This window comes from Shewanella spartinae, from assembly GCF_019457555.1.
Classification (GTDB): Bacteria; Pseudomonadota; Gammaproteobacteria; order Enterobacterales; family Shewanellaceae; genus Shewanella; species Shewanella loihica.
On record NZ_CP080418.1, the window covers coordinates 460,667 to 485,870 of the forward strand.

Sequence of the window (25,204 nt, forward strand, 5' to 3'; positions counted from 1 at the left end):
CCATGGGGCATCTCATCACGCGGGAATTCAGGCGGCTATGGCAGTCGCCCTGGCAGCTCGCCCTGGTCAGCTATCTGCCCTTGCTGGGCACGCTCGCCCTCTGGTGGCTGTTTAGCGCCGGGCTGCCTCGGGCCCTGCCTGTGGCCGTGGTGGATCAGGCTCAGAGCCAGCTGAGCCGCATGCTGGTGCGTCAGCTGAGTGCCAACTCGGTGATCAGCCCTGTGAGCTATCAGGATATCGGTCAGGCTCAGGCCGCCATGGAGAGAGCTGAGGCCTATGCCATAGTGGTGCTCCCCTTCAAGTTAAATCAGGACCTGATGATAGGGCATCAGCCCAGCATCGATATCCGTTACAACGCCCAATTTCTGCTGGTGGGCAAGCTGCTCTCCAGCCAGATCCAGCTCAGCCTGGCCGATGGCCTCAAACAGAAGGCGCGGCTGAAGCAGCTGGCATCTGGCGTGCCGCCGGTGCAGGCGGAGATTAACCTGAATCTGATAGAGACCCAGAGCAGCGCGCTCTATAACGCCAACAATAACTATGTGGCCTTCCTGGTGCCGCCGATCTTGATCGCCCTGGTGCAGATAGTGGCCATGTTGGTGTTTGCCAATGCTCTTACCGAGGAGCTGAGGCGCGAGACCCTGGTCGAGTGGTTTAGCCTAGGGACCTACCGGGTGTTGCTGAGTAAGGTCTTGGTCTATACCCCACTGCTGATGTTGCAGCTGGGGCTTGTCTACGCCTGGCTCTATGGCTATCTGGGGTTGCCGATGCGCGGCGGCCTGGGTCAGCTGCTCATCGCCCAGCTGGTGATGCTCCTGGCGGTGTGGCTTATCGTGCTGACCATCTTTGCCCTGCTGCAAGATTCGGCCCGGGTGATCAGCTTTTGCACCGCCTTGTTTGCGCCGTCCTTCGCCTTCATGGGGGTGACCTTCCCTACCCACGAGATGCCGCTTCTGGCGCAGTGGTGGCGACAGATCATGCCCTCGAGCCACTATGTCGACACCCATATCGGCGTCATCGCCTATGGTCAGGAGACTCAGGCATTAATCTCCCAGCTGTCGAGCTATTGGGGCTTCCTGCTGTTGCTGCCGCTGATCGCCTTGATGCTGGCTAAGATGCGCCGGGAACAGATTGGCGAGCAGCTGGGTCAGGCGCAGATAACGGAGGGGCAGGGATGAACTTTTTTGCCCTGATGTTTGAAGAGCTTAAGGCAATCGTTACCGACAAGGCGATAGCCATCACCCTGTTTGGTGGGGTGATCTTCTATTCCGTACTCTACCCCTTGCCCTATCTTAACGAGGTGCCGACCCGGCAACAGATAGTGGTGGTCGATGGTGATCACTCCAGCCTGAGTCGCCTGGTGATCCGACATGCCCAGGCCAGCCTTAAGCTGGAGGTAGTGGCTCAGGTGGATGACCTGAGCCAGGCACAGGCCGCCGTCAATTCAGGGCAGGCCCATGGCTATCTGGTGATCCCCGAGGGGTTTCGCCGGGATCTGCTGCGCCAGCGTGGCGTCACCCTGGCCTATGGCGGCGATGCCAACTATTTTCTGGTCTACTCGGCGATCCTCGAGGGGCTGGTGTCCGTGGGGATTGATGCGGGGAAATATATTCAGTTCCAGGGCCTGCTGGCCAGAGGCGAGGCGGCCAAACAGGTTCAGCGCGAGCTTGAGCCGATTCATCTCAACAGCGTGCCAGCTTTCAACCCCAGCCTGGGCTATACCTCCTACGTAGTGCCCGGCGTGCTCTTGTTAGTGCTGCATCAGACCCTGCTGATAGGCACCGGCATATTGGGCGCAGGTCAGTGGCAGCGTCAGGGGTATTGGCGCAGCGTGGGACTCGGGCAGTTGCTGAGCGCCAGGGTGGCCACCTTCGGCCTCATCTATAGCCTGTTTACTGCCTACTACATAGGCTACTGCCACTACTGGTATCAGGTGGGCGTGCAGGGCAATCTGGGGCAGGTCTGTCTGTTTCTACTGCCCTTCTTGCTGGCCACTAGCCTGGCGGGTATCGCCTTTAGCAGCCTTTTTGTGCGCCGGGATCTACCGACCCAGGTGCTACTGCTGATCTCCATGCCCATCCTGTTTGTGTCGGGCTTCGCCTGGCCGGTTGAGCTGATCCCTGCGCCGCTGCAGGCCGTGTCTCAGCTGATCCCCGGGGTGGTGACCATCAAGGGGATGTTACAGCTTAATCAGATGGGGGCGGACTGGCAGAGCGTCGCGCCGCTATGGTGGCAGCTGTGGGGCCTAGTGCTCTTCTATCTGCTGCTGGCCTATCTCGGGCTGCGGCTCAGACTCGAGACAAGAAAAAGCCCGCACTAGCGGCGGGCTGTTTCATCTTTCGTTTAAGGCTGGTGGCTATTCGCCTGTCTCGGCGCGCAGGTACTTCACCAGCTCGGCCGCTGACTTAGAGGCCGTCTCAGGCTGTTTGGCTAACTCCTTGTTGGCCTGTCTCACCAGCTGACGCAGCTTCTGGCGCTCGAGGCCGGGATGCTGCTCGAGCAGGGTCTGAATCGCCTCATCACCGCCTGTCAGCAGATGATCTTTCTGCTTCTCGGCGACGTTCTGTTTAGAGCTCTCGTTGCGGTTCTGGTTAAGCACGTTCTTCAGGTTTTCCTGCAGTTCGTCGATATCGACGCTGCGCATCAGTTTACCCACATAGTGCAGCTGGCGGCGGTGAGCCTCGCTGTTGATACGGATAGTCTTGGCCTTCAAGATGTTGTCGTGTAGCAGCTCATCCAGCTCAAGCTTCTTCAGCTGACTCTTGCTGAGGGAGACCAGTTTCTTACCTAGCTCTTGGTAAATGGCAATTTCGCGCTTTATATCGGCTCTGCTGACGTAATCATCGTCATGATCGAAGGGCTGTTTAAAGTGTTCTGAGTCGCCAACAATATTCATCATTAAAAAATCTCTGGGGTCCAAGCCATAACTCCCCTAATCATAACATTTCCGGCCAATATCGCCTACGAAACGACTCAGTTATTTAATGTGAAAGCCTGACGGGTTTGCTATGCTACGGCCACGATTGATAACAAAAGAGTAGATCTGTGGCTTCTCCAAGCATCGAAACCGAATTGAATTCATTGAAAGACGCCGTGTCTATGGCATTAGAATATGCCGCCAAGTTGGGCACCTCGGGGGCCGAAGTGGCCATCAGCAAGCAGCAGGGACTCTCTGTCTCGACGCGCTTGAAAGAGGTTGAGACCGTTGAGTTTAATAAAGATGGTGCACTGGGGATCACCCTGTTTCGAGATGGCTGCAAGGGGAGCTCGTCGACCTCAGATCTGAGCCCAGAGGCGATTCGCCGCGCCGTGAAGGCCGCCGACGATATCGCCCGCTTCACCTCGGAAGACCCCTTCAATGGCCTGGCCGATGCCGAGCTGATGGCTAAGCAGATCGACGATCTCGAACTCTACTATCCCCACGAGACCACGCCCGCCGAGCTCGAAGCCCTGGCGGCCCGCGCCGAAACTGCGGCCCTAGATGCCGATGCCCGCATTAAAAACTCCGATGGCGCCAGCGCCAATGCCCATACGGGTGCTAAGGTGTATGGTAACAGCCATGGTTTCCTCAACGGTTACGTCAGCTCACGCTACAGCCTGAGCTGTGTGGTGATCGGCGAGCAAGATGGCCATATGCAGCGTGACTATGACTATACCGTCGCCCGCCGCTTCGACGACCTGTGGACGCCAGAGGCCGTGGGCCAGCAGGCAGCCAAGAAGACACTGAGTCGTCTGGGCGCGCGTAAGATTGCCACCACTAAGCTGCCGATTCTGTTCGCACCCGATGTGGCCACCGGCCTCATGGGGCACTTGGTGGGCGCCATCAGCGGCAGTAGCCTGTATCGCAAGTCGAGCTTTTTGCTCGATGCCATAGACACCCAGATCTTCCCCGAGTGGTTCACCATCGCCGAGCAGCCGCACCTCAAGGGCGCGCTGGCCAGTGCCTGGTATGATAGCGAAGGGGTGGCGACAGTCGATCGCAACATCATCGACAGCGGCATACTCTCGACTTACCTGCTGACCAGTTATTCGGCGCGCAAGTTAGGGCTGACTAACACAGGCCATGCCGGTGGCATCTACAACTGGACGCTGTCCCATACCGGACAGACCTTCGATGAGCTGGTGAAGCAGATGGGCACAGGCCTTATCGTCACCGAGGTGATGGGTCAGGGGGTTAACGGCGTGACCGGTGACTATTCTCGCGGCGCCGCCGGTTTCTATGTGGAGAATGGTGAGATCCTCTATCCGGTGGAAGAGATCACCATTGCCGGTAACCTCAAGGAGATGTACCGCAACATGGTGGCCGTAGGTAAGGAGCAGGATCTGCGCTCCTCTATCCGCACCGGCGCTATTCTGCTCGACGAGATGAAGATAGCCGGTAACTAATCCTAGGGCCTGATTAGCCTGACGTTTTTAGCGACCTTAAAGCGAGCCTGATGGCTCGCTTTTTTGTGCGTTAAATTAATCTGCCAGGGCAAAAATGTGGCCATCACGACTTGTATATATGGAAATCCATATATATGATTAGCCATATATTTGTTTGAGGAAGCACTGATGGCTGTTGCAATCTTTAAAGCCCTGTCCGATGAGACCCGTCTGCTGAGCCTGCTGCTGATCCAGGCCGAGGGCGAGCTGTGTGTGTGCGAATTGATGGTGGCGCTGGACGAGAGTCAGCCCAAGGTCTCGCGTCATCTGGCGCAGCTACGCAAGGCCGAGCTGCTGAGCGATCGTCGCCAGGGTCAGTGGGTATTCTACCGAATCAATCCTGAGCTGCCCGACTGGGCGGGCGAGGTGATTCAAAAGACGCTGGCGGGCAACCCTCAGCTGTTGAGTCAAGCCCAGGCCAGGTTGGCCGAGATGGGTCAGCGCCCCGAGCGGGTGCAAGTCTGCTGTAAGGGATAGAGCCATGGGATTATTTGAGCGTTATCTGAGTGTCTGGGTGGGGCTGGCCATCGTCGCCGGCGTCGGCCTGGGTTATCTGCTGCCGCAGCAGTTTGCCCTGATCGCCTCGTTCGAGTACGCCAGCGTCAATCTGCTGATCGCTGTGCTGATCTGGGTGATGATCTACCCTATGATGGTGCAGATCGACTTCTCTGCGGTAAAGGATGTGGGTAAGCGCCCCAAGGGGCTGCTGCTGACGTTGGTGGTGAACTGGCTGATCAAGCCTTTTACCATGGCGCTGCTTGGCTGGCTCTTCTTTCGTGTGCTGTTCGCCTCCTGGGTCGATCCCCAGACCGCCAGCGAGTATATCGCCGGCATGATCTTACTGGGCGTCGCGCCCTGTACCGCCATGGTGTTTGTCTGGAGTCAGCTCACCAGGGGCAATCCTAACTACACACTAGTGCAGGTGTCGGTGAACGACATCATCATGGTGTTCGCCTTCGCCCCCATCTGCGCCTTCCTGCTAGGGGTGAGTGATATTCAGGTGCCCTGGCAGACGCTGCTGATCTCCGTGGTGCTCTATGTTGTGCTGCCCCTGGTGGCAGGCATAGTGACACGCAAGCTATTGAATAAAAAGGGTCATGTTTTGAGTGTCGAGGCCTTTGTCGCCCGCCTCAAGCCCTGGTCTATCCTGGGCCTGCTGGCCACAGTTGTGCTGCTGTTTGGTCTGCAGGCCAACACCATATTGGCTCAGCCGCAAAACATCTTGCTGATCGCCATCCCCTTGCTGCTACAGACCTACGGCATCTTCTTCATCGCCTATCTGGCGGCCAAGCGGATGAGGCTAGAGCAGGATGTGGCGGCGCCCGCCTGTATGATAGCCACCTCTAACTTCTTCGAGCTGGCGGTGGCCGTGGCCATCTCCCTGTTTGGTCTTCACTCGGGGGCAGCCCTGGCGACCGTGGTCGGTGTGCTGGTGGAGGTGCCAGTGATGCTCTCCCTGGTGGCCTTCGTCAATCGGGATAAAACCAATTACCTGCGCGGCCTGGGTAAGGCCTAGGCGGTTAGCGCGAATCTAACGAATAGGACGATAAGATGACAATCAAAGTGGGAATTAACGGCTTTGGCCGCATGGGACGCCTGGCGCTGCGCGCCGCATGGGAGTGGGACGATATCGAGTTTGTACAGATCAACGACCCGGCGGGTGATGCTGCCACCCTGGCGCATCTGCTGACCTTCGACTCCATCCATGGCCGCTGGAGCCATGAGGCAATCGCCGAGGGCGAGCAGATCATTATAGGTGACAAGCGCATCGCCACCAGTGCCAACCGCGCCATCGGCGACACCGACTGGTCGGGCTGCGATCTGGTGATCGAGGCCTCTGGGGTGATGAAGTCTAAGGCGCTGCTGCAGGCCTATCTGGATCAAGGCGTGAAGCGCGTGGTGGTGACCGCGCCGGTGAAGGAGGAAGGCGTACTCAACATCGTCATGGGGGTTAACCATCAGCTGTATGACAAGGATAAACATCCTATCGTCACCGCGGCCTCCTGCACCACCAACTGCCTAGCGCCTGTGGTCAAGGTTTTGCATGAACAGATAGGTATCAAGCATGGCTCCATGACCACTATTCATGACATCACCAATACTCAGACCATACTCGATGCGCCCCATAAGGATCTGCGCCGCGCCCGCGCCTGCGGCCAGTCGCTGATCCCCACCACCACGGGCTCGGCTACCGCCATCACCCATATCTTCCCCGAACTCAAGGGTAAGCTAAACGGCCACGCGGTGCGTGTGCCGCTGGCCAACGCCTCCATCACAGACTGTGTGTTCGAGATGCAGCGCCCGGTGACCGAGCAGGAGGTCAACGCCCTGTTTAAGGCGGCCGCCGCAGGTGAGCTGAAAGATATTCTCGGCTACGAGGAGCGCCCGCTGGTCTCTGTGGATTACAGGACAGATCCCCGCTCCAGCATAGTCGACGCCCTGTCGACTATGGTGATCAACGGCACTCAACTCAAGCTCTATGTCTGGTACGACAACGAGTGGGGCTATGCCAACCGCACCGCCGAGTTGGCGCGCATGGTCGGCCGCATGGATAAGGCCTAAATGATACTTGCCAGCCTGCGCGCCCTGCCGAGCGAGATGCGACAGTATCTGCTGGTAACGGGCAACTACTGGGCCTTCACCCTTACCGACGGCGCGCTGCGCATGCTGGTGGTGCTGCATTTTCACCAGCTTGGCTATTCGCCGCTGTCCATCGCCATGCTGTTCCTCTTCTACGAGATCTTCGGCGTGGTGACCAACCTGGTGGGCGGCTATCTGGGGGCTCGCCTCGGGCTCAATCGCACCATGAACATCGGCCTCGGGTTGCAGGTGGTGGCCTTGGCCATGTTGTTGGTGCCCAGTAGCTGGCTTGTCGTGCCTTGGGTGATGGCGGCCCAGGCGCTATCTGGGATTGCTAAAGATCTCAACAAGATGAGCGCCAAGAGCAGCGTGAAGATGCTGGTGGCCAAGGGGGAAGAGGGCAGGCTGTACAAGTATATCGCCGTGCTGACTGGCTCTAAGAATGCCCTCAAGGGGGCGGGCTTCTTCCTCGGCGGTGCCCTGCTGGCGCTGCTGGGCTTCAAGGGGGCGATCGGCCTGATGGCGGCGCTGCTGACTATCGTCTGGCTGGTGAGCATCATCAAGCTCAAGCAAGATCTCGGCAAGGCCAAGAACAAGCCCAAGTTTACCGAGCTGTTTTCCAAGAGCCGGGCGATCAACATACTCTCGGCGGCGCGCATGTGCCTGTTTGCCTCCCGCGATGTCTGGTTTGTGGTGGCCCTGCCCGTCTATCTCGCCAGTCAATTTGGCTGGGATCACTATCAGGTGGGCGGCTTCCTAGCGCTGTGGATCATCGGTTATGGTGCGGTGCAAAGCCTCGCCCCTAAGATCACCGGAAGAGCCAGCGGTGTGGTGCCCGACGGGCGCAGCGCCATGTGGTGGGCTGGCGCTCTGACGTTAATCCCTGCGCTGATCGCCTATTTGATGAGTGGTGAGTTGGCGGCACAGGCGCCCGAGTTCAATCTCGGCGTGTTGCTACTTGGCCTGATGCTGTTTGGCGCCGTGTTTGCGGTCAACTCCTCCCTGCACAGTTACCTGATTGTCAGCTATGCCAGCGACGATGGCGTCTCCCTAGATGTGGGCTTCTACTACATGGCCAATGCCATGGGGCGCCTGCTGGGCACTATCCTCTCAGGCTGGGTGTACCAGGCCTATGGGCTGGGGGCTTGCCTGTGGATCTCCACTGGACTGCTCGGGCTGACGGCTGTGATAAGCGTGGGACTGCCGAGGCGCTAGCTTTGGAATGAAGACTGAATGCTTTGAGGTTGCTAAATATTCTAGCAACAGCGGGAACTGCTTAAGAACTCATATACCAAGACTTAGACTCTTGGTGTAACAAAATCAAGAGGATTTGGTTATAGTGACTCTAGGTTCAAGCGTGACCGCTTGTTAATAGTAATCTGAATTTAAAAGGGATTTTCATGACGGATTTAGAGGAAATTAAGATTTTAACCCGGGGTGAGAGGGGCGTTGTTGCCGGAGTCTGCTCCGGGTTAGCCGACTATTTCGTTTGGCAAGTCAACGGATTGCGGGTCGCTTTTGTCCTTAGCAGCCTATTCTTCTTCCTACCCGTTTTAGTCTATCTGGTGTGCTGGTTAGTGTTGCCTAAATATCCCACAACCCAGGCGATGCGTCGTCAGTTGCAGCGAAAGGCCAACCAAACTCGTTGATTGGCCGATCCTGTTCCTATGCGTTTGTGTCTCTGTTCATTCCCCTTCAATTTATAGTCATTCGTCTCAGTGAAAGAGTCGCAGGCCTAGCGCCGAGAGGTAGAGGCCGAGCCCGAATACGCCATGGGTGATCAGGCTGTGTAGTCGAGCCAGGCCAGGGTTGGGCAGACGTGAGGCGGCGATGCCTGCGCCCATGCCGGGTTGCATCAGCAAGAAGGGGGCGAGCACAGTGACTAAGCCCACCGCGAGGGCGGGGGGCAGGCTGGGGCTGGTGAACCATTCCGATCCAGCGACGAGCAGCAAGAGGGCGGCAAAGCTGACGCCGATGAGATAGTGGGCCAACCAACCTATGAGGGTCTCACCTGGGACTGGGGCGGCCTCGGTAATCGTCTGGTGACGAAACTGGCCGCGGGGCATATGGCCCAGCCAGCGGCCCACCAGATAATAGCTGGGCAGTGGCATACCCAGCAGGGGATGACGCAGCAGGCCCCAAAGATCCATGATGAGGGTGGCGCCTAGGCCGATGAGGAGGCAGTCGATAAGGGGAGACATATTCATTCCTTTGTTGTGTGAAGCCGTTGATATTGTTAGCTTACAACTTCAAGTCGACTTGAGGTCAAGGGAAGGATATGGATATTTCACAGGTCGCCAAACGCTCAGGCTTGCCGGCGTCGACCCTGCGTTATTACGAAGAGCGGGGGTTGATCCGCTCGCTGGGACGTCATGGCATTCGTCGCCAATTTGGCGCCGAGGTGCTAGAGCGTCTGGCGTTGATCGCTCTTGGCCGCTCGGCGGGATTGTCCCTCGATGAGATTGGCAGCATGCTAGCTACAGGCGGCGATCCCCTCATAGACAGAGAGCTGCTGCTGCGCCGGGCCGACGAGCTGGAGCGCACCATCTTGAGGATGCAGGCGATGCGTGACGGTTTGAGACACGCCGCCAACTGCACCGCGCCCAGTCACATGGAGTGTCCCAAGTTTCGCCGTCTGATGAAGGCCACCGCAGCCGGTGCATTTGACCCGCAGGATAAGCCTTCTCTGCCAAGGCTTTAGCGGCTCGCTTGCGTCTAACGCCCTGAACACCCCTTTAGTCTTATTCTTCGGCGTTAGGCTCGCCGCGTCAGCTAACATCTCTCTTTGTTTCAATTTGTTAACAATCGCTGCTTTCATTTTGAACGCTTTTCGTTGTACTCTGGGATGCAATCAACAGAGCGTGGCGTAGATCACCAAAATAACGATAAAAACGACGAGGTTTGAATGGAAGGTATTACTGAATTTGTCAGTACGATCAACGGGTTCGTATGGGGTACTCCCATGCTCGTGATGATCTTAGGCGTGGGACTCTTTCTCTCCTTTGGCTTGCGGTTGATGCCGATCCTCAAGCTGGGTACCGGCTTTAAGCTGCTCTGGTCCGGACGCATTCCCGACAAGGATAAGCAGATGAAGGGGGAGATCAGCCCTTTCAATGCCCTGATGACCTCGCTGTCGGCCACCATAGGTACGGGTAACATCGCAGGGGTGGCGACCGCCATCTTTATCGGTGGCCCAGGCGCCCTGTTCTGGATGTGGTGTACCGCCCTGGTGGGGATGGCTACTAAGTTTTCCGAGGCCGTGCTGGCGGTGAAATATCGTGAAGTGGACGATAACGGCAACCATATCGGCGGCCCTATGTACTACATCAAGAATGGTCTGGGCAGCAAATGGGCCTGGCTGGGCACCGCCTTCGCCCTGTTTGGATCCTTTGCCGGTTTCGGTATCGGCAACACGGTACAGGCCAATTCAGTGGCCGATGCCCTTAACAGTAACTTCGGCGTGCCAACCTGGGTGACGGGTCTGGTGCTCATGGTGCTGGTGGGCGCCGTGCTGATGGGGGGGATCAAGCGTATCGCCGATGTGGCGGGTAAGCTGGTGCCTCTGATGACGGTATTCTACATCGCCGCCGGTCTGTCGGTGATAGTGGTTAATGCCGCAGCTATCCCAGATGCTATCGCTCTTATCGTCCACAGCGCCTTCAATCCTGTGGCGGCCCAGGGCGGTTTTGCCGGGGCGGCAGTATGGGCGGCGGTGCGCTTCGGTGTGGCCCGCGGCGTCTTCTCTAACGAGGCCGGTCTGGGTAGCGCGCCTATCGCCCACGCGGCGGCGCAGACCAACAACCCTGTCGCTCAGGGCCTGGTGGCTATGCTGGGTACCTTCATCGATACCCTGGTGGTATGTACCATTACCGGTCTGGCGATCGTGGTATCAGGTGCCTGGACATCGGGTGAGAATGGCGCGGCGTTGACCTCCTACGCCTTCTCTCACGCCCTGCCTATGGGTAACTATATCGTGGCCATCGCCCTCTCTATCTTCGCCTTCACCACCATCCTGGGTTGGAGCGTCTATAGCGAGAAGTGTGTGCAGTACCTGTTTGGTGTGCGCGCGGTAAAACCCTTCAGAGCCATCTGGGTCATTGTTGTTCCCCTCGGGGCTGTCAGCTCGCTCGACTTCATCTGGCTGCTGGCCGATACCCTGAATGCGATGATGGCGATACCAAACCTGATCGCCCTGTCGCTGCTTAGCCCAGTGGTCTTTGGATTGACCCGTGAATACTTCATCAAGAAGCGTCAGCAGGAAGCAGAAGCCAGCAGCTAAGCCAACAGCTAAAGCCTGTGTTTGTTGAATTGAAGAAGCGCCCAAAAGGGCGCTTTTTTTGTACCTCAGTTCTGGAATCAATCGAGGCGCTTATTGAAGCGCAGCGAGGCGACCAGGATACCGACCAGGGTGAAGCCGATAAGCCAGAGAGCATCGAACTGCATGTCACTTAGGGCGCCGCCCCGCAGGACGATGGCGCGTATGATACGCATAAAGTGGGTGGCGGGCAGCAGCTCGGCGATCCACTGGGCGGGCTTGGGCATGGCCTCGAAGGGAAACATAAAGCCCGACAACAAGATAGTGGGCAGTATGATGAAGATGGTCATCTGCATCGCCTGCAGCTGCGTCTTGGCGATGGTGGAGATGATAAGCCCCAGGGTAAGGCTGGCGGCGATGAAGAGCAGGGTGCCCATGAGCAGTTGGGCGATGGCGCCATTGATGGGCACATCGAAGATAAGATGCCCAAGGCCGAGGATGATGGTCATCTGCACCAGCCCCACCAAGATATAGGGGACTATCTTACCCAGCATCAACTCTAAGGGCTTGATGGGGGTGGTGATCAGCAGCTCCAGGTTGCCACGTTCGCGCTCTCTGACGATGGCCGCCGAGGTAAAGAGGATCATTGTCATGGTGAGGATCACAGCGATCAGCCCTGGCACTATGTTGACCGCCGAGCGCTGCTCTGGGTTGTAGAAGAGGGCGACCTCGAAGGTGGGCAGTCGCTGGCTGTCTTGGCCCGTGATCTGATCCAGCGGCATGTTCCTCAGCTGGCTGATAGCCGAGGCCACCATAGTATCTGATCCGTCGACCACCCATTGGCCCAGTGTCTCGCCGTTGGCCAGCTTCTCGGTAAGGTTAGGCGGCAATATCAGCGCCGCGCGCACCTCGCCCCGGGTGATGGCGGCCTCGGCCTCCTCGGCGCTGGCGTAGTGCTTCTCTATGCTAACCACCTGAGTCACCTTGACGGCCTCGACGATCCAACGCCCGGCGGCGGAGTGGCTCTGATCCACCACCACCACAGGCACGTTACGCACATCGGTATTGATGGCGTAGCCAAACAGCAATAGCTGGATCAGGGGGATCATCACCACCATGCCGAAGGTGATGCGATCCCGCTTGAGCTGGCGGATCTCCTTGGTGGTGATCGACTTTATCCGCCTCAGGCTAGCCAGTAACATCTTCAGCCTCCCGAGAGGTCTTGAGTCCCTTACCTGTGACGGAGACGAAGAGATCTTCCAGGTTGGGCGAGACCAGGCTTAATTGGCTTGGCTTTAGTTGGCTAGCGTTAAATTGATTTGGGCTCAGCGGTTCAGGTGTTGGTTGCCCTGCCATGGTGCGACTCCTCTCCAGCAGCCAGGGGATGGGATCTGCTATCTGCTTATCGACAAGAACCCGCAGGCGATCGCCGAGTTGGGCGGCGGAGGGGATCTCGCTGAACTGGCTCAGGTGTGACTTTAGCTGGCGTAGTCTGTGGCCGGCGATTTCTATGACATGCAGCGGCATCGCCTCGAGTAGCGCCTGAGGATTGCCCTTGGCACGAATGTGGCCGCTTTCCATGATCGCCAACTGGTGGCAGCGCTGCGCCTCGTCCATGTAGTGGGTGGTGACCAGTATGCTGGTGCCGCGCTCGGAGAGATCGAATAGCTGCTCCCAGAAGTCGCGCCGATTCTGGGGATCCACCGCCGAGGTGGGCTCATCGAGAAACAGCAGTTCGGGCTCGTTGATACAGGCGCAGGCCAGCCCCAGGCGCTGCTTCTGCCCGCCGCTGAGGGTGCCCGCTAGCTGTTGGCGCTGGGCGTCGAGATGATAGGTATCGATCAGCTCATCTATTTTGCGTTTGCTTTCTCTGGCACCCAGTCCATAGATATCAGCGATAAATTGCAGATTCTCCCTGACGCTTAGGTCTTCGTAGAGGGAGAACTTCTGGGTCATGTAACCGATGCGTCGCCTGAGGGCCTCGGCTTGCTGGGGGATGGCCATGTCGAGCACGGAGATCTCGCCCCGGCTAGGAGTCAAGAGGCCGGTGAGCATGCGTATTGTGGTGGACTTACCGCAGCCATTGGGACCGAGAAAGCCATAGATGTGGCCCTTCTGCACCTGTAGATCCAGCTCGGCCACCGCCAAGAGATCGCCAAATTGCTTATCGACGCCGCGGGCATCTATAGCCAGATCCGCATTTGACTGCATCAGGGCAGCTCCACCTGGGCGGGGATCCCCGTGGGCAGGCTCTGGGCCGAGTCGTCGAGATCGAACTCCGCCAGATAGACGAGGCGAGACCTGTCTTGCTGATTCAAGGCGTAATAGGGAGTGAAGGCCGGCTCCTTGCTGAGCCAGCGCAGTGTGCCGCTGAAGGGCTGCTCTTGACCGTCGACATGCACCTTGAGCTGTATCCCTATGGTGAGCTTGGCCATGGCGGGAGCGGGAATATAGACCCTGGCATAGGCGGCCTTGTCGGCCTGAATCGCCACCACCACGGCGTTGGCGGGCACCCGCTCCCCCAGGTTAAAGGGCAGGCTGTCGAGGCGGCCGCTGCGGGTCGCCGTGATGCTAAGGTCATCCAGCAGTTGCCGCGCCAGATCCAGCTCGGCCGCGGCGGCATCGAGGGCGGCCTGGGCCTGCTGAATATCTTCCTGGCGCACGCCGACAATCAGCTTGCTCAAGGCCTCATTGGCGGCGTTGTGTTCGGCTATGGTTTGATCCCGGCTGGCAACGGCCTGATCCAGATCCTGCTGACTCACCAGATTCTGTCGCTTGAGCTTGTCGATGCGCCTGTAGGTCTTCTCCGCCTGCACCATGGCGGCGGTGGCGCGCTCCAGATTAGCCTGGGCACTGGCGATATCTTCGGGGCGCTCACCATTGGTGAGTCTGAGCAAATAGGCCTGGGCCTTCTGCCACTGGGCCTGGGCATTGGCGACACGAGCGGTTTGTTTGCGGGTGTCGAACTGTAGCAGCAACTCGCCTTCGGTGACCTGGCTGCCCTCGCGTTTGGGCAGTGCCGTGATGATCTCTGAGGTGGTGGCGCGCAGTAGCACCCGGTCGCGCTCCAGTGTGCCCAGGGCCTGGGGAGGTTCGACGCCCTGACAGCCGCTAAGTAGCAGGAGCAGCGGGGCGAGAAGGCGTAAGGATTTACTCAGCGTCATGGTGACCTCTTGCAGACGAACCGCTTGGAAGAATTATGACTATCAATAAGTTATGTGCTGAATTTAATCTTACACCAATTTAACCTGGGTAGAAGGGGAATCTTTGAGTTTTGAATTTGAGTGCTATATCCTTGATGTACTCAAGGCTTATGCTCAACGTCGAGAGCAAACGCCTGCATGGAGCCTGGCCCCATGCAGTGCTGGCGCGAAGGAGGCAAAGGAGTCAGGGGTTAGTAGAAATCTCCCCCCATGGCGCGTTTAAGTGCCGCCTCTTCGAGTAACTCTTCCAGGCGACGTTTGACTTCGCGTCTGTGTTGCAACTCACAGGCGGCCTTAGGGTTTTTGGGTGCTGTGATCGCTTCGATTTCAGCATCGTTCGGAATAACATCGAGTAACTGAGCCATAGTGAAATCCTCGTCAAATAAAGTGCTTGTGCACTCATTTGGTGCCGCTTAGCACTGAGCCGCTTTAACATAAAGTTAACTGAGTCAAAGCGTTAGCTAGTTTAGCGTCCTAAGGTGTGAGCACATTAGCGAGCGCTAATGAGAAAAATAGCAGGGGATTTTCGATTTTTGTTTGATCGAGTTAACACTATTGTATTTGTCGTGGATTTAGACAAAATGTGAGCGAATAGACGGGTGAACTGTTTTTAATTAACTGTTTTTAATTGAAATATTTTTAGAGTAATAGTGAGTTGCCAGCTAATTTAGTGGCAACTCATTTAAATTTAGATCACAAATCGAAACTATAGCTGTAGCCAACGACCACTTTAGGATCGTCACCCTCGAGGTCGGTATCGCTGACCAGGAAGGAGATGGTGCCGAAGTCGGTTTCCTTATCCAGAGACAAAGAGTAGTCGGCATAGTTGTCGGTATCGAACCAGGCGTTGACGACATCACCGCTGGAGTAGCCATAGTGGGCCGAGATAGACAATGTCTCTGACAGTGGGAAGCTGACGCCTGCGTTGATATAGCTGAGATCTTTCTCATCGAAAGGATCCGCTGCCACGTCGCTGCCGGCATTGACCACCTTTGAATAGCCGATGCTGAACCACTTCCAGCTCAGGGCCAGGGTGACTTCACCAAAGTCTATGCTCGAATCGCTGTCTGGGTAGGCGTAGTAGAGGTAGCTGATGTCATAACCAAAGTCTTCCCCTATGCTACCGGCATAGCCGCCGTAGAAGTCGATCTCATAGCTAGTGTCGTCGCCGAAATCCACATTGGACGCCCAGGTTCCGAGGTAGAGGCCGCTGTCGTGTTCGAAGTCTATGCCGCCTTGAACCGCGGGCGCATCCCCCGTCTGTGTGGCGCCGCGCCACAAGTAGTTGGAGGTTGCGCCTATGTTGCCCGTGACGCTAGCGCTGGTCGGTAGGGCAACCATCAAGGTGCCCGCGAGTAGGCTTAGGGTTCGCAATGCTTGTTTCATACTCATTCCTTCTTATTGGTCTATGGGAGCGGCCCTGCCTGTTGTTATGAGTATTGTCAGGCCGCGTACAAGCTATAGCGAAGAACGTGCCAAATATTTATATGTTATTTTTCAACTATTTATTATATTTGCATCAGAATTAGGCAACGAATTGGTTAAAAATGAGGCAGAGGATGCACTAGGAGGGTGCATAAAAAAACCTCCATGGAGGAGGTTTTTTCGACGGATTAAATACCGATTTAGTTTACGCTGTCTTTTAGCGTCTTACCGGCTTTAAACTTAGGTACTACAGCCGCTGGGATCTGAATTTCTTTGCCCGTCTGTGGGTTGCGGCCTGTACGTGCTGCACGGCTAGTGGTCTCGAAAGAACCAAAACCTACAATAGAGATTTTTTCGCCGTTCTTCATCGCTTCCGCTACCGTTTCTTCGAAAGACTTTAAGGCGCGAGCAGCTTCAGCTTTAGTGAGTTCTGCGCTTTCCGCTATTTTTGCAACAAGTTCAGTTTTATTCATTTGGATAGTCTCTTCTTTCCGTAGATTTAGTAATACCAATTACATTAGATACTTGCAATTGCTGGACTTAACATGCCACAAGCATCCCTATAATGAAAGCGGTTTTATGCGCTCAAAGGGTGCTTTCAGTCAAATTCAGTAAAAATTTAACCCTGTGACAGAGGAAAGCGGCCTGGATTTGACTGAATTGGCACGAAGGCCTGTCAGATAAGGGCTGGGGAGGAGATGGGATGTAAACCTCCCCGATAGAGGGATTAGGCCTTGGTCTGGTCGCTCGTTTGAGCCGTCTGCGGCAGGTACTGTTTCAGTCCCTTGGAGAAGGCCATATACCACTGGAAACTCAGCAGTGCGATGACGACTAGGGCGATGGCCCAGATGGGCAGCTCCTGACCACGCACCACCACCTTAACGTCCTCCGGGGTGATCTGATAGGCGATCACCGCCGTGGCACCCAGCGCCATGAAACCCAGAGTCTGTATGCCGATATAGATCTTTAGCACCAGGCTTGCCCAGCTGGTGCGGGCGATGAGGCCGATGAGCACAGGGATCACGCCCAGGGTAAAGAGATCTAAGGTCTGGCTGTCCAGGGCGCGCCAACCGGCGAGGATGGCGATAACAATATAGAGGGCGATCAGTAGCAGTATGCTGGGACTTGGTCGGTTCATCTTGGCTCTTGGGTGAATGATTTGCCCCGCAGTGTAGAAAAATGGCGCAACTTAGTCCAACGCTTTACTTAAATGTCTAATGCTTTACCTAAATGTCTATTGCTTTGGCTAAATTGCAAAGGTCATGCTGCTAGCTGGGCTGGCTTAGGGTAAGATGTGGCCTCTGTTTGGCCTGTCGCTTGGTACAAGTGAGTTAGGATACGCAGGGCAGGAGTATATATGAAGGCTATCGTTAACCATAAACCGCGTTTGGTATGAGAAGAGCATGAACGAGAATGAATTTTGGCAGTTAGTCACCCGCAGCAAGCCAGAGCAAGATCAGGAGAGCCTGGCGGCGGAGCTTAAGGCGAAGCTGAACGAACTCGACAACCAAGCCTTGGCGGCCTTCGATAAGTTCTTCTCGCAACAGATGCGCCGCTCTTACCTCTGGTCGCTGTGGGGCGCCGCTTACATAGTGACCGGGTGTGACAGCGAATATGGCTTTGCCGAATTTCGCGCCTTCCTGATCTCCCTGGGGCAGGAGTGGTTCGAGCGGATACTGATTGACCCGGATGCCTTGGCCGAGCTGCCTGCCTGGCCTGAGAAGGATGGCTATGCCTATCCCTTCGTGGAGGATTACGATCTGATCGCCGGGCAGATCTATGAAGATCGCATCGGCGAGGAGCTGCCCTTTGTGCCTTCTGGGCAGGCGACGCCTCAGGGCAAGAAGTTTTCGCCCAAGAAAAAACAGCTGAAGGCGACTTACCCTCAGCTGTTTCAGTTATTTCCTTTCTAGCGAGCCCTTACTAAGGCTGCTCTAGTAGCAGACCTGGCTATCGCTATCGAAGGTTAGTTCATGCTCGGCGCAGGCTCCTTCCATAAACTCCTCTTCGGCCTGTTCCAGCTGGCTGTCGAGATCGGCCAGGAAGCCGTCGAGCGTCTGGTTATCGCTCGCTTCTTGCTGCTGGTCCAGAATCTGGAAGTGTTGTTCTACCGCGGCGCGTTCGCTGTCGCTAAGCTCACTGGCGTTGGCGCCTGAGATAAAGGCGAAACCAAGGATTAGCGAGGCCAATAGGGCGAATCTACCTGAGAATCTTGTGTGGGTTAGCTTGCTCATTGTCATAGCTCCTGTCGGTGTCTTAAATTCAATCTGTTGTCGGCATCTGGGGCTGTGTTTGCTGCTGCCGTTTCATTGATACCTATGTTAATGGCAATAGCTTGAACAGAAGCTGAATAAAAAACGAACAAGTAAAATTGGCTCGCTGAGCGATGAAAGGCGGCTGACTCACTCCTGATTCTGCATGGTCTCGCACTGAAAGCCCTGACGGCTGTTGTCGAAGCGACACCTGAGGCCACACTCCCACAAGACATCGCCAAGCTCCTTGGCCTGCTCGGTGGCGAAGGCCTTACAGCTTTGGTAATCCTCGAAGTCATCGGTTTTCTTGTAGCGGCCCGAGTTGTAGCCATGGGCATAGACGAAGGCCGACCAGGTTTCTGGGGCCTGCTGGGTCTCCTCCTCTAAGGTGATCCAATAGAGGATGCCGGCCAGCAGCGAAAAAAGGATGACGACGAACAGCAGAGAAGATCGATTTTGCATGATTTACCTTAGTAGCCTTGCTTGCCCTGTGAGTCTACCCCAGGCTCGAAGCAAATTGATACAAAGGCTGCCAAAAACTGTGGGCTGGGGAGAAAAGGGTTAATTGCGCTTGTCCAATAAGTAAATGATGGCGAAAAGATTCGCCAGGATTTTGCATTAAGCCTATATTCAGGTTAGCTTTTGTACACTCAATGCAGTCGCTAGACTCAGTAGGTGTCCCAAGCTTGGGCGATTAAGGAGGCATAATATGAAGTTTCAATCTCTACTCTTGGTGGGCGCACTGGTGTCACTCAACCTTGCCGCCGAAGAAGCCAAAGAGAATCCAGTCACAGAGGCCGGGGTGGTCAAGATCACCTGGCAAGATACGGATAACTACCGTGACGTGAAGGCGGTGGGTGACATTCAGTCTCGCTATGAGCAGCGTGTGTTCGACACTCTGACCAAGAACCTCAACAAGGCCGCAGAGAAGACGCTTAAGCCGAATCAGAAGCTGGTGCTGGTGGTGACAGATGTAGATCTGGCCGGTGATGTGCGCCCCACCTTTGGCGCGACCCCTAACGATATTCGTCTGATCGAAGATATCTACCCGCCACGCATGACCTTTAGTTACCAGGTGCTCGACGGTGATAATGTGGTGATCGCCGGTGACGAGAAGCTCAGAGACATGAGCTTCATGCACACCACAGGCGTGATGAACGACAAGCCCCTGAGACACGAGTCTAAGATGCTGAGCGATTGGCTGAAGAAGACGGTGCAGCCCAAACTCTAAGGCTGCTGGGCCTCTCAGGCGAACTTGAGCGGCCGATACATGGCAATTGCCGCGTCGTTGGGCGCGGGCGTAAACAGGCTAAAGCCATTCAATGCGGCTTTGGCCTGTTTTTTTGCCGCCGCGCTATAGGCCGACAGCCCCTGCTCGTCGCAAAAGCGAGTCACCTCGGGGGGCAGCAGGCCGACACACAGGCTGATTAAAGGGTGGGCCACCCTTTGTCCCTGTCTGTCTTCGGCCATCACGCACTGGGCCAGCCAGTCGTCTGGGCTGTAGAAGGCTTCTCTGTCTTGGTTAAAGCTGAGCAGCAGGCGGCGACACTCATCGACGATCGCCTGGCTCGTGCCTATCACCACAAAATCATCGCCGCCCACATGGCCGACAAAATGCTCGCTACCCAGTTGCTGCTGCAGGCGTAGCGCTAGGGATTGGATCACCTCATCGCCACGGCAGAAGCCATAGATGTCGTTGTAGGGCTTGAAGTGGCATAGGTCGAAGTAGGCCAGATAGAAGGCGCGACCCTGTTGTCGCAGGCGTTGCAGCTCCTCCTGAATGGGGATGTTGCCAGGAAGACCGCTCAGGGGGTTGGCGTGACGGGCCATCTTGATGCGCTGCTCGGTGATCTGTTGCAGCAGATCTTTGGTGTGACCTATTCCTAGCAGTTGTTGGTCGCGCATCACCATGAAATGTTGTGCAACCGTGCCGTGTTCTGCGGTCAGGCACTGACTCACCTCGGAGATCGGCATGCAGGCTGGCACCTTCAGCACCTTGTCGTTCATCACCTCTATTACAGGGCTGTTCTCGTGCAGGGCACGGCCATAGGGGGTGCTGAACAGCTCCATCAACTGCGCCCTGTCGACGACGCCAAGGGGTTTCTGCTTAGCATCGACGATGGCGACTACCTGCAGGTGCGGTGAGCGTACGAAGCGGGCGCTCAGTGCCTTGAGCTTGATCTCGGGTGTCACACATATGGTGCGGGTCGATAGACTTTCGGCCGATTCGGCGTAGCGGGTCTGTCGTTGCTTGGTCTCCTGGGGCGCCACTGCCTTCAGTGTCTGTGTCGGTTGCGTTTGGGGGCGGCCCAATAGGTAGCCCTGACAATAGACTATGCCTAGCTGAGTCAGTAACGCTAGTTCCGCAGGTGTCTCTATCCCTTCGGCGATCACCTTACAGCTCAGGCTCTGGCAGAGATCTATGATGGAGCGGACAAACTCCTGCTTTACCGGGGATTGGTCTATCTGGTGGATGAAGTGGCGGTCTATCTTGACATAGTCTGGTGCCAGTTCGGACCAGAGTCGCAACCCTGAATAGCCGGTGCCGAGATCGTCGATGGCGGTCAGAAACCCCTGGCTGCGGTAGTGGTTGAGACATTCCTTCAGGAGATCGATATCGTCGGCGGGATATTGCTCCGACAGTTCTATTACTATCTGATCCGGCGACAGCCCCAGCTCCTGCACCAGGCTTAGGGTGAGCCCCTTGGCGTGGCTGGGTTCCAACAGGGCCTTGGGGGAGATGTTGATAAACAGCTTGCCCGGCAACTCGCGGGCGTCGAACTGCCTGATGGAATGACGACGGCAGATCTCTTCAAGCTCGGACAGGCGTCCCTCGTGGGCCGCGGTCTGAAACAGGGGCACGGGAGAGAAGAGGGCGCTATGCTCGGGCCCCCGGCTCAGGGCCTCGAAGCCATGTAGCCGCTGGCTGTTGATGTTAAAGATGGGCTGAAACAGCACGTGGATCTTCTCATTCTCGATGATCTTATCCAGTTCACTGCTCAGGTCGATTGCTGTCATCTAGGTCCGCCTCGTACGAAAAGTAGGGCGATTTTATGGCCAGGCCATGACAGCAATATGACACTAAAGTATGAGCCTACCCGCTCATTCAGTTACTTTAGTTACTTAGGTGCTTCGTTATTTGGCCTGGCTCTTAAATGCCTGCAGGGTCTGTAACAGTACTCCTAGCTTACGCACGAAACTCTCCAGCGCCGGGGCCAGACCATCGCCTTGGCTTGGCAGCTTGGTCATCTCGTCGGCCAGCTCCTGTACATAGGGGCCGAAGCGGTTGCTGCGCGAAGTAAAGCCTTCATCTTGGGTGAAGATGGTGGTGAATTTACCGTGGCCGGCCTTCTTTAACTCATCCAGTTTGGCATCGGCGTCGATGGCCTGACGATAGGCCAACTGTAGGTTCTCTTTCAGTTGCTCTATTAGGTGACTATGTGGCATAACAGCCTCGTGTTGAAAAATTTAGCCGAATTATAAGGGGCAAGCCAGATGGCAACAAGTCGACCGCGTTTATTAACTATAGGGATTTTACTATTGACAGGGATCATGTCACTCAGCGCGATGGCCGCCGGTGATGACAAGCCGCCCTTTTATAAGATCACTTATCAAGGCAAGCAGACCTATCTCTTGGGATCGATTCATATCGGTCAGGCCGATTTTTACCCCATGGCGGAGCAGATCGAAACGGCCTTTGCCAAGGCGGGCGCCCTGGCGGTAGAGGCCGATACCAACAAGGCGGATATCATGGGGCTGATCCGCAAGTATGGTTTGGCTCAGGTGGCTGCCGATGCCAAGACCCAGACCCGATTGGCAGAATACTGCCGTACCCGCAGCGAGATCTGCACCCCCATGCAGCCCTACGCTCCTTGGATGCAGGCGATGCAGTTTAGCGTGATGCGTTTCGCCTCCCTGGGTTATCAGGCTCAGTGGGGCGTGGATCAGATGCTGCTGAGCAAGAACGGTTCGCGCCCTGTGATCGAGCTTGAGAGCACAGAGTATCAGTTTAAGCTGATGGCCTCTTTCAGCCCGCAGATGCAGTGGGATATGGTGCTCGAGGCCATCGATGCGCCGGACGAGGAGATGGTACAGCTGATCAAGGCCTGGCGCAGTGGCGATGAGGCTGGGCTCGATGCCTTGATGCAGGGGCAGATGCTACATGATGGCGATAAGGAGCTTATCGACAAGATGCTGTGGCAACGCAACGAGCAGATGACGGCCAAGATCAGATCCTTGATGATGCAACAAGATGGCCCATCGCCACTGTTTGTGGTGGTTGGCGCAGGTCACGTTGTGGGGGATAAGGGGATACCTGCCAAGTTTGCAGGTGTAGAAGGAGCCAAGGTGCAAAACTGTTGGCAGACGGCCTGCAACTAACCTTTCTCTGCTCTGCACCGGTTTCTCCCGTTTGGCTATACTGATAGGCAGGATAAACCTTGGAGAGATATCGATGGACGCCAAGTCCATCGATGCAGGGAGGCAAGATGCAGGCAGAGGCGACTCTTTTCCCCGTTCGACCCGAATTTGAGGCGATTCCCCGCCATTGGGATAGCCGCCACGACGCCGTGGTGGCCCGGGTCGATCCCGGCAACTTCTATGTCACCGCCCATGATGAGCTGATCTTCACCCGCCTGGGTTCCTGCGTCGCCGCCTGCATCTGGGACCCCTTGCTGGGCATAGGCGGCCTCAACCATTTCCTGCTGCCCGAGCGGCAACTCCATGAAGACTGGCATCAGTTGACAAGCTATACCTGCCGCTATGGCAACTGGGCTATGGAGCAGCTGATTAACAGCATTTTGAGTCTGGGGGGCATGCGTAATCGCCTCAAGGCCAAAGTCTTCGGCGGCGCGCAGATGACGGCCACCAGTGTGCTGAACGTCGGCGAATCCAATATCAGCTTCGTGAAGAACTACCTCAAGACAGAGGGGATAGAGATAGTGAGCGAAGATCTCGGCGGGCCCTGGCCGCGTAAGGTGCTGTTTCATCCCAACAGCGGCAAGGTCAAGCTGATGCGCCTGTCACCTGAGCGGATCGCCAAGATGATGAGCGAAGAGCAGCGCTACCTGAAACAGATAGTCACGGCTCAGGGGGAGAGCCAGGTGGAGCTGTTCGATTAGTGAGCTAGCTATTTTTGCCAACGGATGATGAAGTGAACGTAGCGCCCCAGGCCTATGTAGGCGGGGTGGGTCGAGTATTGCAGCTCCATCTCCAGTAGCTGGCTGAAATCTGAATTAGGGGGCTGGTGGGTCTTGAGATAGTCGTGGATCACCCGCACGCCAGAGACCGTCACCAGCTCCATCTGCCAATCACTCACCCAACCTCGCACATCGTCGATATACAGGGGATAGCTTGGGGTTAGGCCCACCTTCTTCTTCACCTTAAAATCTGCCGCCACATAATCGAAGTTACCCGAGATCAGGCTGTGAAAGCGCATCGCCTCCTTGTTGTAGAACATGAGGGAAAACAGCCCCTGGGGTTTTAACAGCTGGGTCAGACCGGCCAGGGTCTGCTTGGCATCGCTGAGCCACTCGGCCACCGCATGGCAGAGTATGAGGTCGAACTGGCCAAGCTCTTCCAGGGTCAGGGATTGTATCGGTGCGTGCAGCAGTGTGATGTCCAGCTTCTCACCGCTATCATTTTCATACTCTGTAATCTGCGCCTGACCCAGGGCCAGCATCTCGCTGGAGATATCGCACAGGGTGACGCTATGGCCAAGCTTGGCCAGCTTCTGGCTAAAGAAGCCGAAGCCGCCGCCGGCGTCCAGAATACGCAGTTGCCCCTCGGGCAGTTGTGTCATGGCCTGAGAGATGTCCCGCCACAGCACGGCGGCGCGGATCTCGCCCTTAGGCGTGCCGTAGATGTTCTTGGCAAATTTACCGGCTAATGCATCGAAGTTTTTGTCTTGCACTGAGTGACGCCCATGGGAAAAGCTGACTGAAATTAGGAGGGCTATTTTGCCATAGGCGGGGGCGACGCGCATTAAACAGACTTAAGGTTTAGGTAAAAAACGTGATTTTGGGGTATACTCGCGGGCTTGCAATTTTTAGGCTGAGTAAAGTGTGAAGGGTTTGGATAGCGTGAATAAAGAAATTTGTGTTGAACTTAAGGCGATGCCGTCGCTGTTATCGCTTTATCGCAAGATCTTTTTTGGCCGAAAGCCAGGCTGGGACGAACAGCCTCTGCCCCATGTTAAGGTGACCTGTCCACAGGTGGCTGTGCGCGGCGATAAGGTCGCCCAATATGCCAAGGTGTGTGGCTTCGAGTTCGATGGCGAGCAGCTGCCGTTGACCTATCTCTATGTCATGGTGTTTCGCCTGCATGCCAGCATCTTTACCTTAGATGCGATCACCTTCCCCTTGCTGGGCATGATCCACCTGAAGAACAGTATCACCCGTTACCGCACCACGAGTGTCGATGAGCGCTATGATCTCGAGTGCGAGCTGACCAGCAGCCAGATGACAGACTCAGGGCTGGAGTTTGAGCTGGTGTCTCGCGCCTTCGTCGGCGGCGAGCTGGTGTGGGAGTCGCTGTCGACCTATCTCTACCGTATCGAGCAAAGCGGCAAGCGTGCGCGTCCGCCTAAGGCGAGCCCAATGAGCTGGTCGAATCCGGTCAGCTGGGAGCTGAGCGAAGATCTCGGCCGTCGCTATGCCAAGGCATCGGGTGACTACAACCTGATCCATCTGCATCCCGTGTTGTCTAAGCGTTTCGGTTTCGATCGCGTGTTGGCCCACGGCATGTGGTCTAAGGCGAGAAGCGTGGCCCAGCTGATGCCTGAGATCGGCGATAAGCCCTGTACCGTGGAGGTGGCCTTCAAGTTGCCGCTACTCATGCCGGCTCAGGTGAGTTTCGACTTCGATACCGAGAGTGCAGAGGGGCTGATGTTCGAACTGCGTGACGTCAAGGGGCGCAGGCCGCACCTGACGGGTCAGGTGAAGTTTCACGATTAAATCCCTGAAGCTAAACCTTAAAAGTTAATTCCTCAAAAGCTAACTCATAAGGTGCAGCCCCAGTTTTGAGATAGATAGAGAAAAGCCAGCAGATTGCTGGCTTTTTCGTTTCTG

General features: G+C 56.2%; 29 protein-coding genes. 15 read left to right on the forward strand and 14 right to left on the reverse strand.

The features are described 5' to 3' along the window. The first annotated feature begins 2 nt into the window (after nucleotides 1–2). Together K0I31_RS02105 and K0I31_RS02110 are read left to right on the forward strand one after the other, a co-directional pair. Nucleotides 3–1,175: an ABC transporter permease gene (locus K0I31_RS02105; protein WP_220079733.1), complete on the forward strand. Its 1,173-nt coding sequence runs from the start codon at nucleotides 3–5 to the stop codon at nucleotides 1,173–1,175. Further along, nucleotides 1,172–2,317: an ABC transporter permease gene (locus K0I31_RS02110; protein ID WP_220079734.1), complete on the forward strand. Its 1,146-nt coding sequence runs from the start codon at nucleotides 1,172–1,174 to the stop codon at nucleotides 2,315–2,317. Before K0I31_RS02105 ends, K0I31_RS02110 begins: the two co-directional genes overlap by 4 nt. A 36-nt stretch (nucleotides 2,318–2,353) precedes the next feature. Here the strand turns inward: K0I31_RS02110 and yjgA are convergent, their stop codons facing one another. Beyond that, nucleotides 2,354–2,893 carry a ribosome biogenesis factor YjgA gene (gene yjgA / locus K0I31_RS02115; RefSeq protein WP_041406308.1) on the reverse strand — a complete coding sequence of 180 codons (540 nt, stop codon included), beginning with the start codon at nucleotides 2,891–2,893 and terminating at the stop codon, nucleotides 2,354–2,356. Between the two features lie 149 nt (nucleotides 2,894–3,042). Between yjgA and pmbA the strand changes: the two genes are divergently transcribed. The 6 genes from pmbA to K0I31_RS02145 all read left to right on the forward strand — a co-directional run bounded on the left by pmbA (nucleotide 3,043) and on the right by K0I31_RS02145 (nucleotide 8,651). Beyond that, nucleotides 3,043–4,383 (forward strand): metalloprotease PmbA, encoded by a 1,341-nt coding sequence (gene pmbA / locus K0I31_RS02120; RefSeq protein WP_220044053.1) that lies wholly within the window; start codon nucleotides 3,043–3,045, stop codon nucleotides 4,381–4,383. A gap of 165 nt (nucleotides 4,384–4,548) precedes the next feature. Continuing rightward, the gene (locus tag K0I31_RS02125) at nucleotides 4,549–4,899 is read left to right on the forward strand and encodes a metalloregulator ArsR/SmtB family transcription factor (RefSeq protein ID WP_434086785.1); all 351 of its coding nucleotides are present in this window, start codon (nucleotides 4,549–4,551) and stop codon (nucleotides 4,897–4,899) included. Between the two features lie 4 nt (nucleotides 4,900–4,903). Next, the gene (arsB, locus tag K0I31_RS02130) at nucleotides 4,904–5,938 is read left to right on the forward strand and encodes an ACR3 family arsenite efflux transporter (protein WP_220079735.1); all 1,035 of its coding nucleotides are present in this window, start codon (nucleotides 4,904–4,906) and stop codon (nucleotides 5,936–5,938) included. A 35-nt stretch (nucleotides 5,939–5,973) separates the two neighbouring features. Further along, entirely contained in the window at nucleotides 5,974–6,984 is a 1,011-nt protein-coding gene (locus K0I31_RS02135; protein ID WP_220079736.1) for an ArsJ-associated glyceraldehyde-3-phosphate dehydrogenase, read from the forward strand. Continuing rightward, on the forward strand, nucleotides 6,985–8,217 hold the full coding sequence (arsJ, locus tag K0I31_RS02140) for an organoarsenical effux MFS transporter ArsJ (RefSeq protein ID WP_220079737.1): 1,233 nt from the start codon (nucleotides 6,985–6,987) through the stop codon (nucleotides 8,215–8,217). A gap of 185 nt (nucleotides 8,218–8,402) precedes the next feature. Continuing rightward, nucleotides 8,403–8,651, forward strand: a complete 249-nt coding sequence (locus K0I31_RS02145) for a PspC domain-containing protein (protein WP_220079738.1) — start codon at nucleotides 8,403–8,405, stop codon at nucleotides 8,649–8,651. Between the two features lie 66 nt (nucleotides 8,652–8,717). Here the strand turns inward: K0I31_RS02145 and K0I31_RS02150 are convergent, their stop codons facing one another. Continuing rightward, nucleotides 8,718–9,203, reverse strand: coding sequence for a DUF2938 domain-containing protein (locus K0I31_RS02150; RefSeq protein WP_220079739.1), 486 nt, complete (start codon nucleotides 9,201–9,203; stop codon nucleotides 8,718–8,720). Nucleotides 9,204–9,280: 77 nt separating this feature from the next. Between K0I31_RS02150 and K0I31_RS02155 the strand changes: the two genes are divergently transcribed. Both K0I31_RS02155 and K0I31_RS02160 read left to right on the forward strand, forming a co-directional pair. Further along, nucleotides 9,281–9,703 carry a helix-turn-helix domain-containing protein gene (locus tag K0I31_RS02155; protein WP_220079740.1) on the forward strand — a complete coding sequence of 141 codons (423 nt, stop codon included), beginning with the start codon at nucleotides 9,281–9,283 and terminating at the stop codon, nucleotides 9,701–9,703. 204 nt (nucleotides 9,704–9,907) lie between these two features. Beyond that, nucleotides 9,908–11,281 (forward strand): alanine/glycine:cation symporter family protein, encoded by a 1,374-nt coding sequence (locus K0I31_RS02160; RefSeq protein WP_011864230.1) that lies wholly within the window; start codon nucleotides 9,908–9,910, stop codon nucleotides 11,279–11,281. 77 nt (nucleotides 11,282–11,358) lie between these two features. Here K0I31_RS02160 and K0I31_RS02165 read toward each other — a convergent pair whose 3' ends face one another. The 7 genes from K0I31_RS02165 to K0I31_RS02195 all read right to left on the reverse strand — a co-directional run bounded on the left by K0I31_RS02165 (nucleotide 11,359) and on the right by K0I31_RS02195 (nucleotide 17,023). Beyond that, complete coding sequence (locus K0I31_RS02165; protein WP_220079741.1) at nucleotides 11,359–12,459, reverse strand: ABC transporter permease; 1,101 nt, start codon at nucleotides 12,457–12,459, stop codon at nucleotides 11,359–11,361. Further along, complete coding sequence (locus K0I31_RS02170; RefSeq protein WP_220079742.1) at nucleotides 12,446–13,468, reverse strand: ABC transporter ATP-binding protein; 1,023 nt, start codon at nucleotides 13,466–13,468, stop codon at nucleotides 12,446–12,448. Before K0I31_RS02170 ends, K0I31_RS02165 begins: the two co-directional genes overlap by 14 nt. Continuing rightward, entirely contained in the window at nucleotides 13,468–14,421 is a 954-nt protein-coding gene (locus K0I31_RS02175) for an HlyD family secretion protein (RefSeq protein ID WP_220079743.1), read from the reverse strand. The genes K0I31_RS02170 and K0I31_RS02175 overlap by 1 nt, the downstream gene beginning before the upstream one ends. A 230-nt stretch (nucleotides 14,422–14,651) precedes the next feature. Next, a complete protein-coding gene (locus K0I31_RS02180) occupies nucleotides 14,652–14,825 on the reverse strand; it encodes a hypothetical protein (protein WP_011864234.1) in 174 nt (57 codons plus the stop codon). 328 nt (nucleotides 14,826–15,153) lie between these two features. Further along, on the reverse strand, nucleotides 15,154–15,846 hold the full coding sequence (locus K0I31_RS02185; protein ID WP_220079744.1) for a TorF family putative porin: 693 nt from the start codon (nucleotides 15,844–15,846) through the stop codon (nucleotides 15,154–15,156). Between the two features lie 239 nt (nucleotides 15,847–16,085). Continuing rightward, nucleotides 16,086–16,358, reverse strand: coding sequence for an HU family DNA-binding protein (locus K0I31_RS02190; RefSeq protein WP_011864236.1), 273 nt, complete (start codon nucleotides 16,356–16,358; stop codon nucleotides 16,086–16,088). 254 nt (nucleotides 16,359–16,612) lie between these two features. Then, nucleotides 16,613–17,023: a hypothetical protein gene (locus K0I31_RS02195; RefSeq protein WP_220079745.1), complete on the reverse strand. Its 411-nt coding sequence runs from the start codon at nucleotides 17,021–17,023 to the stop codon at nucleotides 16,613–16,615. Between the two features lie 265 nt (nucleotides 17,024–17,288). Between K0I31_RS02195 and K0I31_RS02200 the strand changes: the two genes are divergently transcribed. Next, entirely contained in the window at nucleotides 17,289–17,798 is a 510-nt protein-coding gene (locus tag K0I31_RS02200) for a DUF4240 domain-containing protein (RefSeq protein ID WP_220079746.1), read from the forward strand. 21 nt (nucleotides 17,799–17,819) lie between these two features. Here K0I31_RS02200 and K0I31_RS02205 read toward each other — a convergent pair whose 3' ends face one another. Further along, nucleotides 17,820–18,119: a hypothetical protein gene (locus tag K0I31_RS02205; RefSeq protein ID WP_220079747.1), complete on the reverse strand. Its 300-nt coding sequence runs from the start codon at nucleotides 18,117–18,119 to the stop codon at nucleotides 17,820–17,822. 168 nt (nucleotides 18,120–18,287) lie between these two features. Next, nucleotides 18,288–18,599 (reverse strand): hypothetical protein, encoded by a 312-nt coding sequence (locus tag K0I31_RS02210; RefSeq protein ID WP_220079748.1) that lies wholly within the window; start codon nucleotides 18,597–18,599, stop codon nucleotides 18,288–18,290. 247 nt (nucleotides 18,600–18,846) lie between these two features. Here K0I31_RS02210 and K0I31_RS02215 point away from each other — a divergent pair, with 247 nt between their 5' ends. After that, nucleotides 18,847–19,368 (forward strand): DUF3016 domain-containing protein, encoded by a 522-nt coding sequence (locus tag K0I31_RS02215; RefSeq protein WP_220079749.1) that lies wholly within the window; start codon nucleotides 18,847–18,849, stop codon nucleotides 19,366–19,368. Nucleotides 19,369–19,382: 14 nt separating this feature from the next. On the opposite strand, the gene K0I31_RS02220 is transcribed toward K0I31_RS02215, so the two are convergent. After that, complete coding sequence (locus K0I31_RS02220) at nucleotides 19,383–21,155, reverse strand: bifunctional diguanylate cyclase/phosphodiesterase (RefSeq protein ID WP_220079750.1); 1,773 nt, start codon at nucleotides 21,153–21,155, stop codon at nucleotides 19,383–19,385. Between the two features lie 117 nt (nucleotides 21,156–21,272). Next, nucleotides 21,273–21,584 (reverse strand): prephenate dehydrogenase, encoded by a 312-nt coding sequence (locus tag K0I31_RS02225; RefSeq protein WP_144199949.1) that lies wholly within the window; start codon nucleotides 21,582–21,584, stop codon nucleotides 21,273–21,275. Nucleotides 21,585–21,632: 48 nt separating this feature from the next. On the opposite strand from K0I31_RS02225, the gene K0I31_RS02230 reads away from it, so the two are divergent. Then, nucleotides 21,633–22,517: a TraB/GumN family protein gene (locus tag K0I31_RS02230; protein ID WP_220079751.1), complete on the forward strand. Its 885-nt coding sequence runs from the start codon at nucleotides 21,633–21,635 to the stop codon at nucleotides 22,515–22,517. 107 nt (nucleotides 22,518–22,624) lie between these two features. Then, on the forward strand, nucleotides 22,625–23,257 hold the full coding sequence (locus K0I31_RS02235) for a chemoreceptor glutamine deamidase CheD (protein WP_220080759.1): 633 nt from the start codon (nucleotides 22,625–22,627) through the stop codon (nucleotides 23,255–23,257). A gap of 8 nt (nucleotides 23,258–23,265) precedes the next feature. Here K0I31_RS02235 and K0I31_RS02240 read toward each other — a convergent pair whose 3' ends face one another. Continuing rightward, entirely contained in the window at nucleotides 23,266–24,048 is a 783-nt protein-coding gene (locus K0I31_RS02240; RefSeq protein ID WP_220079752.1) for a methyltransferase domain-containing protein, read from the reverse strand. A gap of 202 nt (nucleotides 24,049–24,250) precedes the next feature. Here K0I31_RS02240 and K0I31_RS02245 point away from each other — a divergent pair, with 202 nt between their 5' ends. After that, the gene (locus K0I31_RS02245) at nucleotides 24,251–25,090 is read left to right on the forward strand and encodes a MaoC/PaaZ C-terminal domain-containing protein (protein WP_220080760.1); all 840 of its coding nucleotides are present in this window, start codon (nucleotides 24,251–24,253) and stop codon (nucleotides 25,088–25,090) included. Nucleotides 25,091–25,204 lie beyond the last annotated feature (114 nt).

Bases quoted from the DNA above. Each gene is read 5' to 3' on its own strand.
- K0I31_RS02105 (WP_220079733.1), top strand. From the start codon at position 3: ATGGGGCATCTCATCACGCGGGAATTCAGGCGGCTATGGCAGTCGCCC.
- K0I31_RS02110 (WP_220079734.1), top strand. From the start codon at position 1,172: ATGAACTTTTTTGCCCTGATGTTTGAAGAGCTTAAGGCAATCGTTACC.
- yjgA (WP_041406308.1), bottom strand. From the start codon at position 2,893: ATGAATATTGTTGGCGACTCAGAACACTTTAAACAGCCCTTCGATCAT.
- arsB (WP_220079735.1), top strand. From the start codon at position 4,904: ATGGGATTATTTGAGCGTTATCTGAGTGTCTGGGTGGGGCTGGCCATC.
- K0I31_RS02135 (WP_220079736.1), top strand. From the start codon at position 5,974: ATGACAATCAAAGTGGGAATTAACGGCTTTGGCCGCATGGGACGCCTG.
- arsJ (WP_220079737.1), top strand. From the start codon at position 6,985: ATGATACTTGCCAGCCTGCGCGCCCTGCCGAGCGAGATGCGACAGTAT.
- K0I31_RS02145 (WP_220079738.1), top strand. From the start codon at position 8,403: ATGACGGATTTAGAGGAAATTAAGATTTTAACCCGGGGTGAGAGGGGC.
- K0I31_RS02150 (WP_220079739.1), bottom strand. From the start codon at position 9,203: ATGTCTCCCCTTATCGACTGCCTCCTCATCGGCCTAGGCGCCACCCTC.
- K0I31_RS02155 (WP_220079740.1), top strand. From the start codon at position 9,281: ATGGATATTTCACAGGTCGCCAAACGCTCAGGCTTGCCGGCGTCGACC.
- K0I31_RS02160 (WP_011864230.1), top strand. From the start codon at position 9,908: ATGGAAGGTATTACTGAATTTGTCAGTACGATCAACGGGTTCGTATGG.
- K0I31_RS02165 (WP_220079741.1), bottom strand. From the start codon at position 12,459: ATGTTACTGGCTAGCCTGAGGCGGATAAAGTCGATCACCACCAAGGAG.
- K0I31_RS02170 (WP_220079742.1), bottom strand. From the start codon at position 13,468: ATGCAGTCAAATGCGGATCTGGCTATAGATGCCCGCGGCGTCGATAAG.
- K0I31_RS02175 (WP_220079743.1), bottom strand. From the start codon at position 14,421: ATGACGCTGAGTAAATCCTTACGCCTTCTCGCCCCGCTGCTCCTGCTA.
- K0I31_RS02180 (WP_011864234.1), bottom strand. From the start codon at position 14,825: ATGGCTCAGTTACTCGATGTTATTCCGAACGATGCTGAAATCGAAGCG.
- K0I31_RS02185 (WP_220079744.1), bottom strand. From the start codon at position 15,846: ATGAAACAAGCATTGCGAACCCTAAGCCTACTCGCGGGCACCTTGATG.
- K0I31_RS02190 (WP_011864236.1), bottom strand. From the start codon at position 16,358: ATGAATAAAACTGAACTTGTTGCAAAAATAGCGGAAAGCGCAGAACTC.
- K0I31_RS02195 (WP_220079745.1), bottom strand. From the start codon at position 17,023: ATGAACCGACCAAGTCCCAGCATACTGCTACTGATCGCCCTCTATATT.
- K0I31_RS02200 (WP_220079746.1), top strand. From the start codon at position 17,289: ATGAACGAGAATGAATTTTGGCAGTTAGTCACCCGCAGCAAGCCAGAG.
- K0I31_RS02205 (WP_220079747.1), bottom strand. From the start codon at position 18,119: ATGAGCAAGCTAACCCACACAAGATTCTCAGGTAGATTCGCCCTATTG.
- K0I31_RS02210 (WP_220079748.1), bottom strand. From the start codon at position 18,599: ATGCAAAATCGATCTTCTCTGCTGTTCGTCGTCATCCTTTTTTCGCTG.
- K0I31_RS02215 (WP_220079749.1), top strand. From the start codon at position 18,847: ATGAAGTTTCAATCTCTACTCTTGGTGGGCGCACTGGTGTCACTCAAC.
- K0I31_RS02220 (WP_220079750.1), bottom strand. From the start codon at position 21,155: ATGACAGCAATCGACCTGAGCAGTGAACTGGATAAGATCATCGAGAAT.
- K0I31_RS02225 (WP_144199949.1), bottom strand. From the start codon at position 21,584: ATGCCACATAGTCACCTAATAGAGCAACTGAAAGAGAACCTACAGTTG.
- K0I31_RS02230 (WP_220079751.1), top strand. From the start codon at position 21,633: ATGGCAACAAGTCGACCGCGTTTATTAACTATAGGGATTTTACTATTG.
- K0I31_RS02235 (WP_220080759.1), top strand. From the start codon at position 22,625: ATGCAGGCAGAGGCGACTCTTTTCCCCGTTCGACCCGAATTTGAGGCG.
- K0I31_RS02245 (WP_220080760.1), top strand. From the start codon at position 24,251: ATGCCGTCGCTGTTATCGCTTTATCGCAAGATCTTTTTTGGCCGAAAG.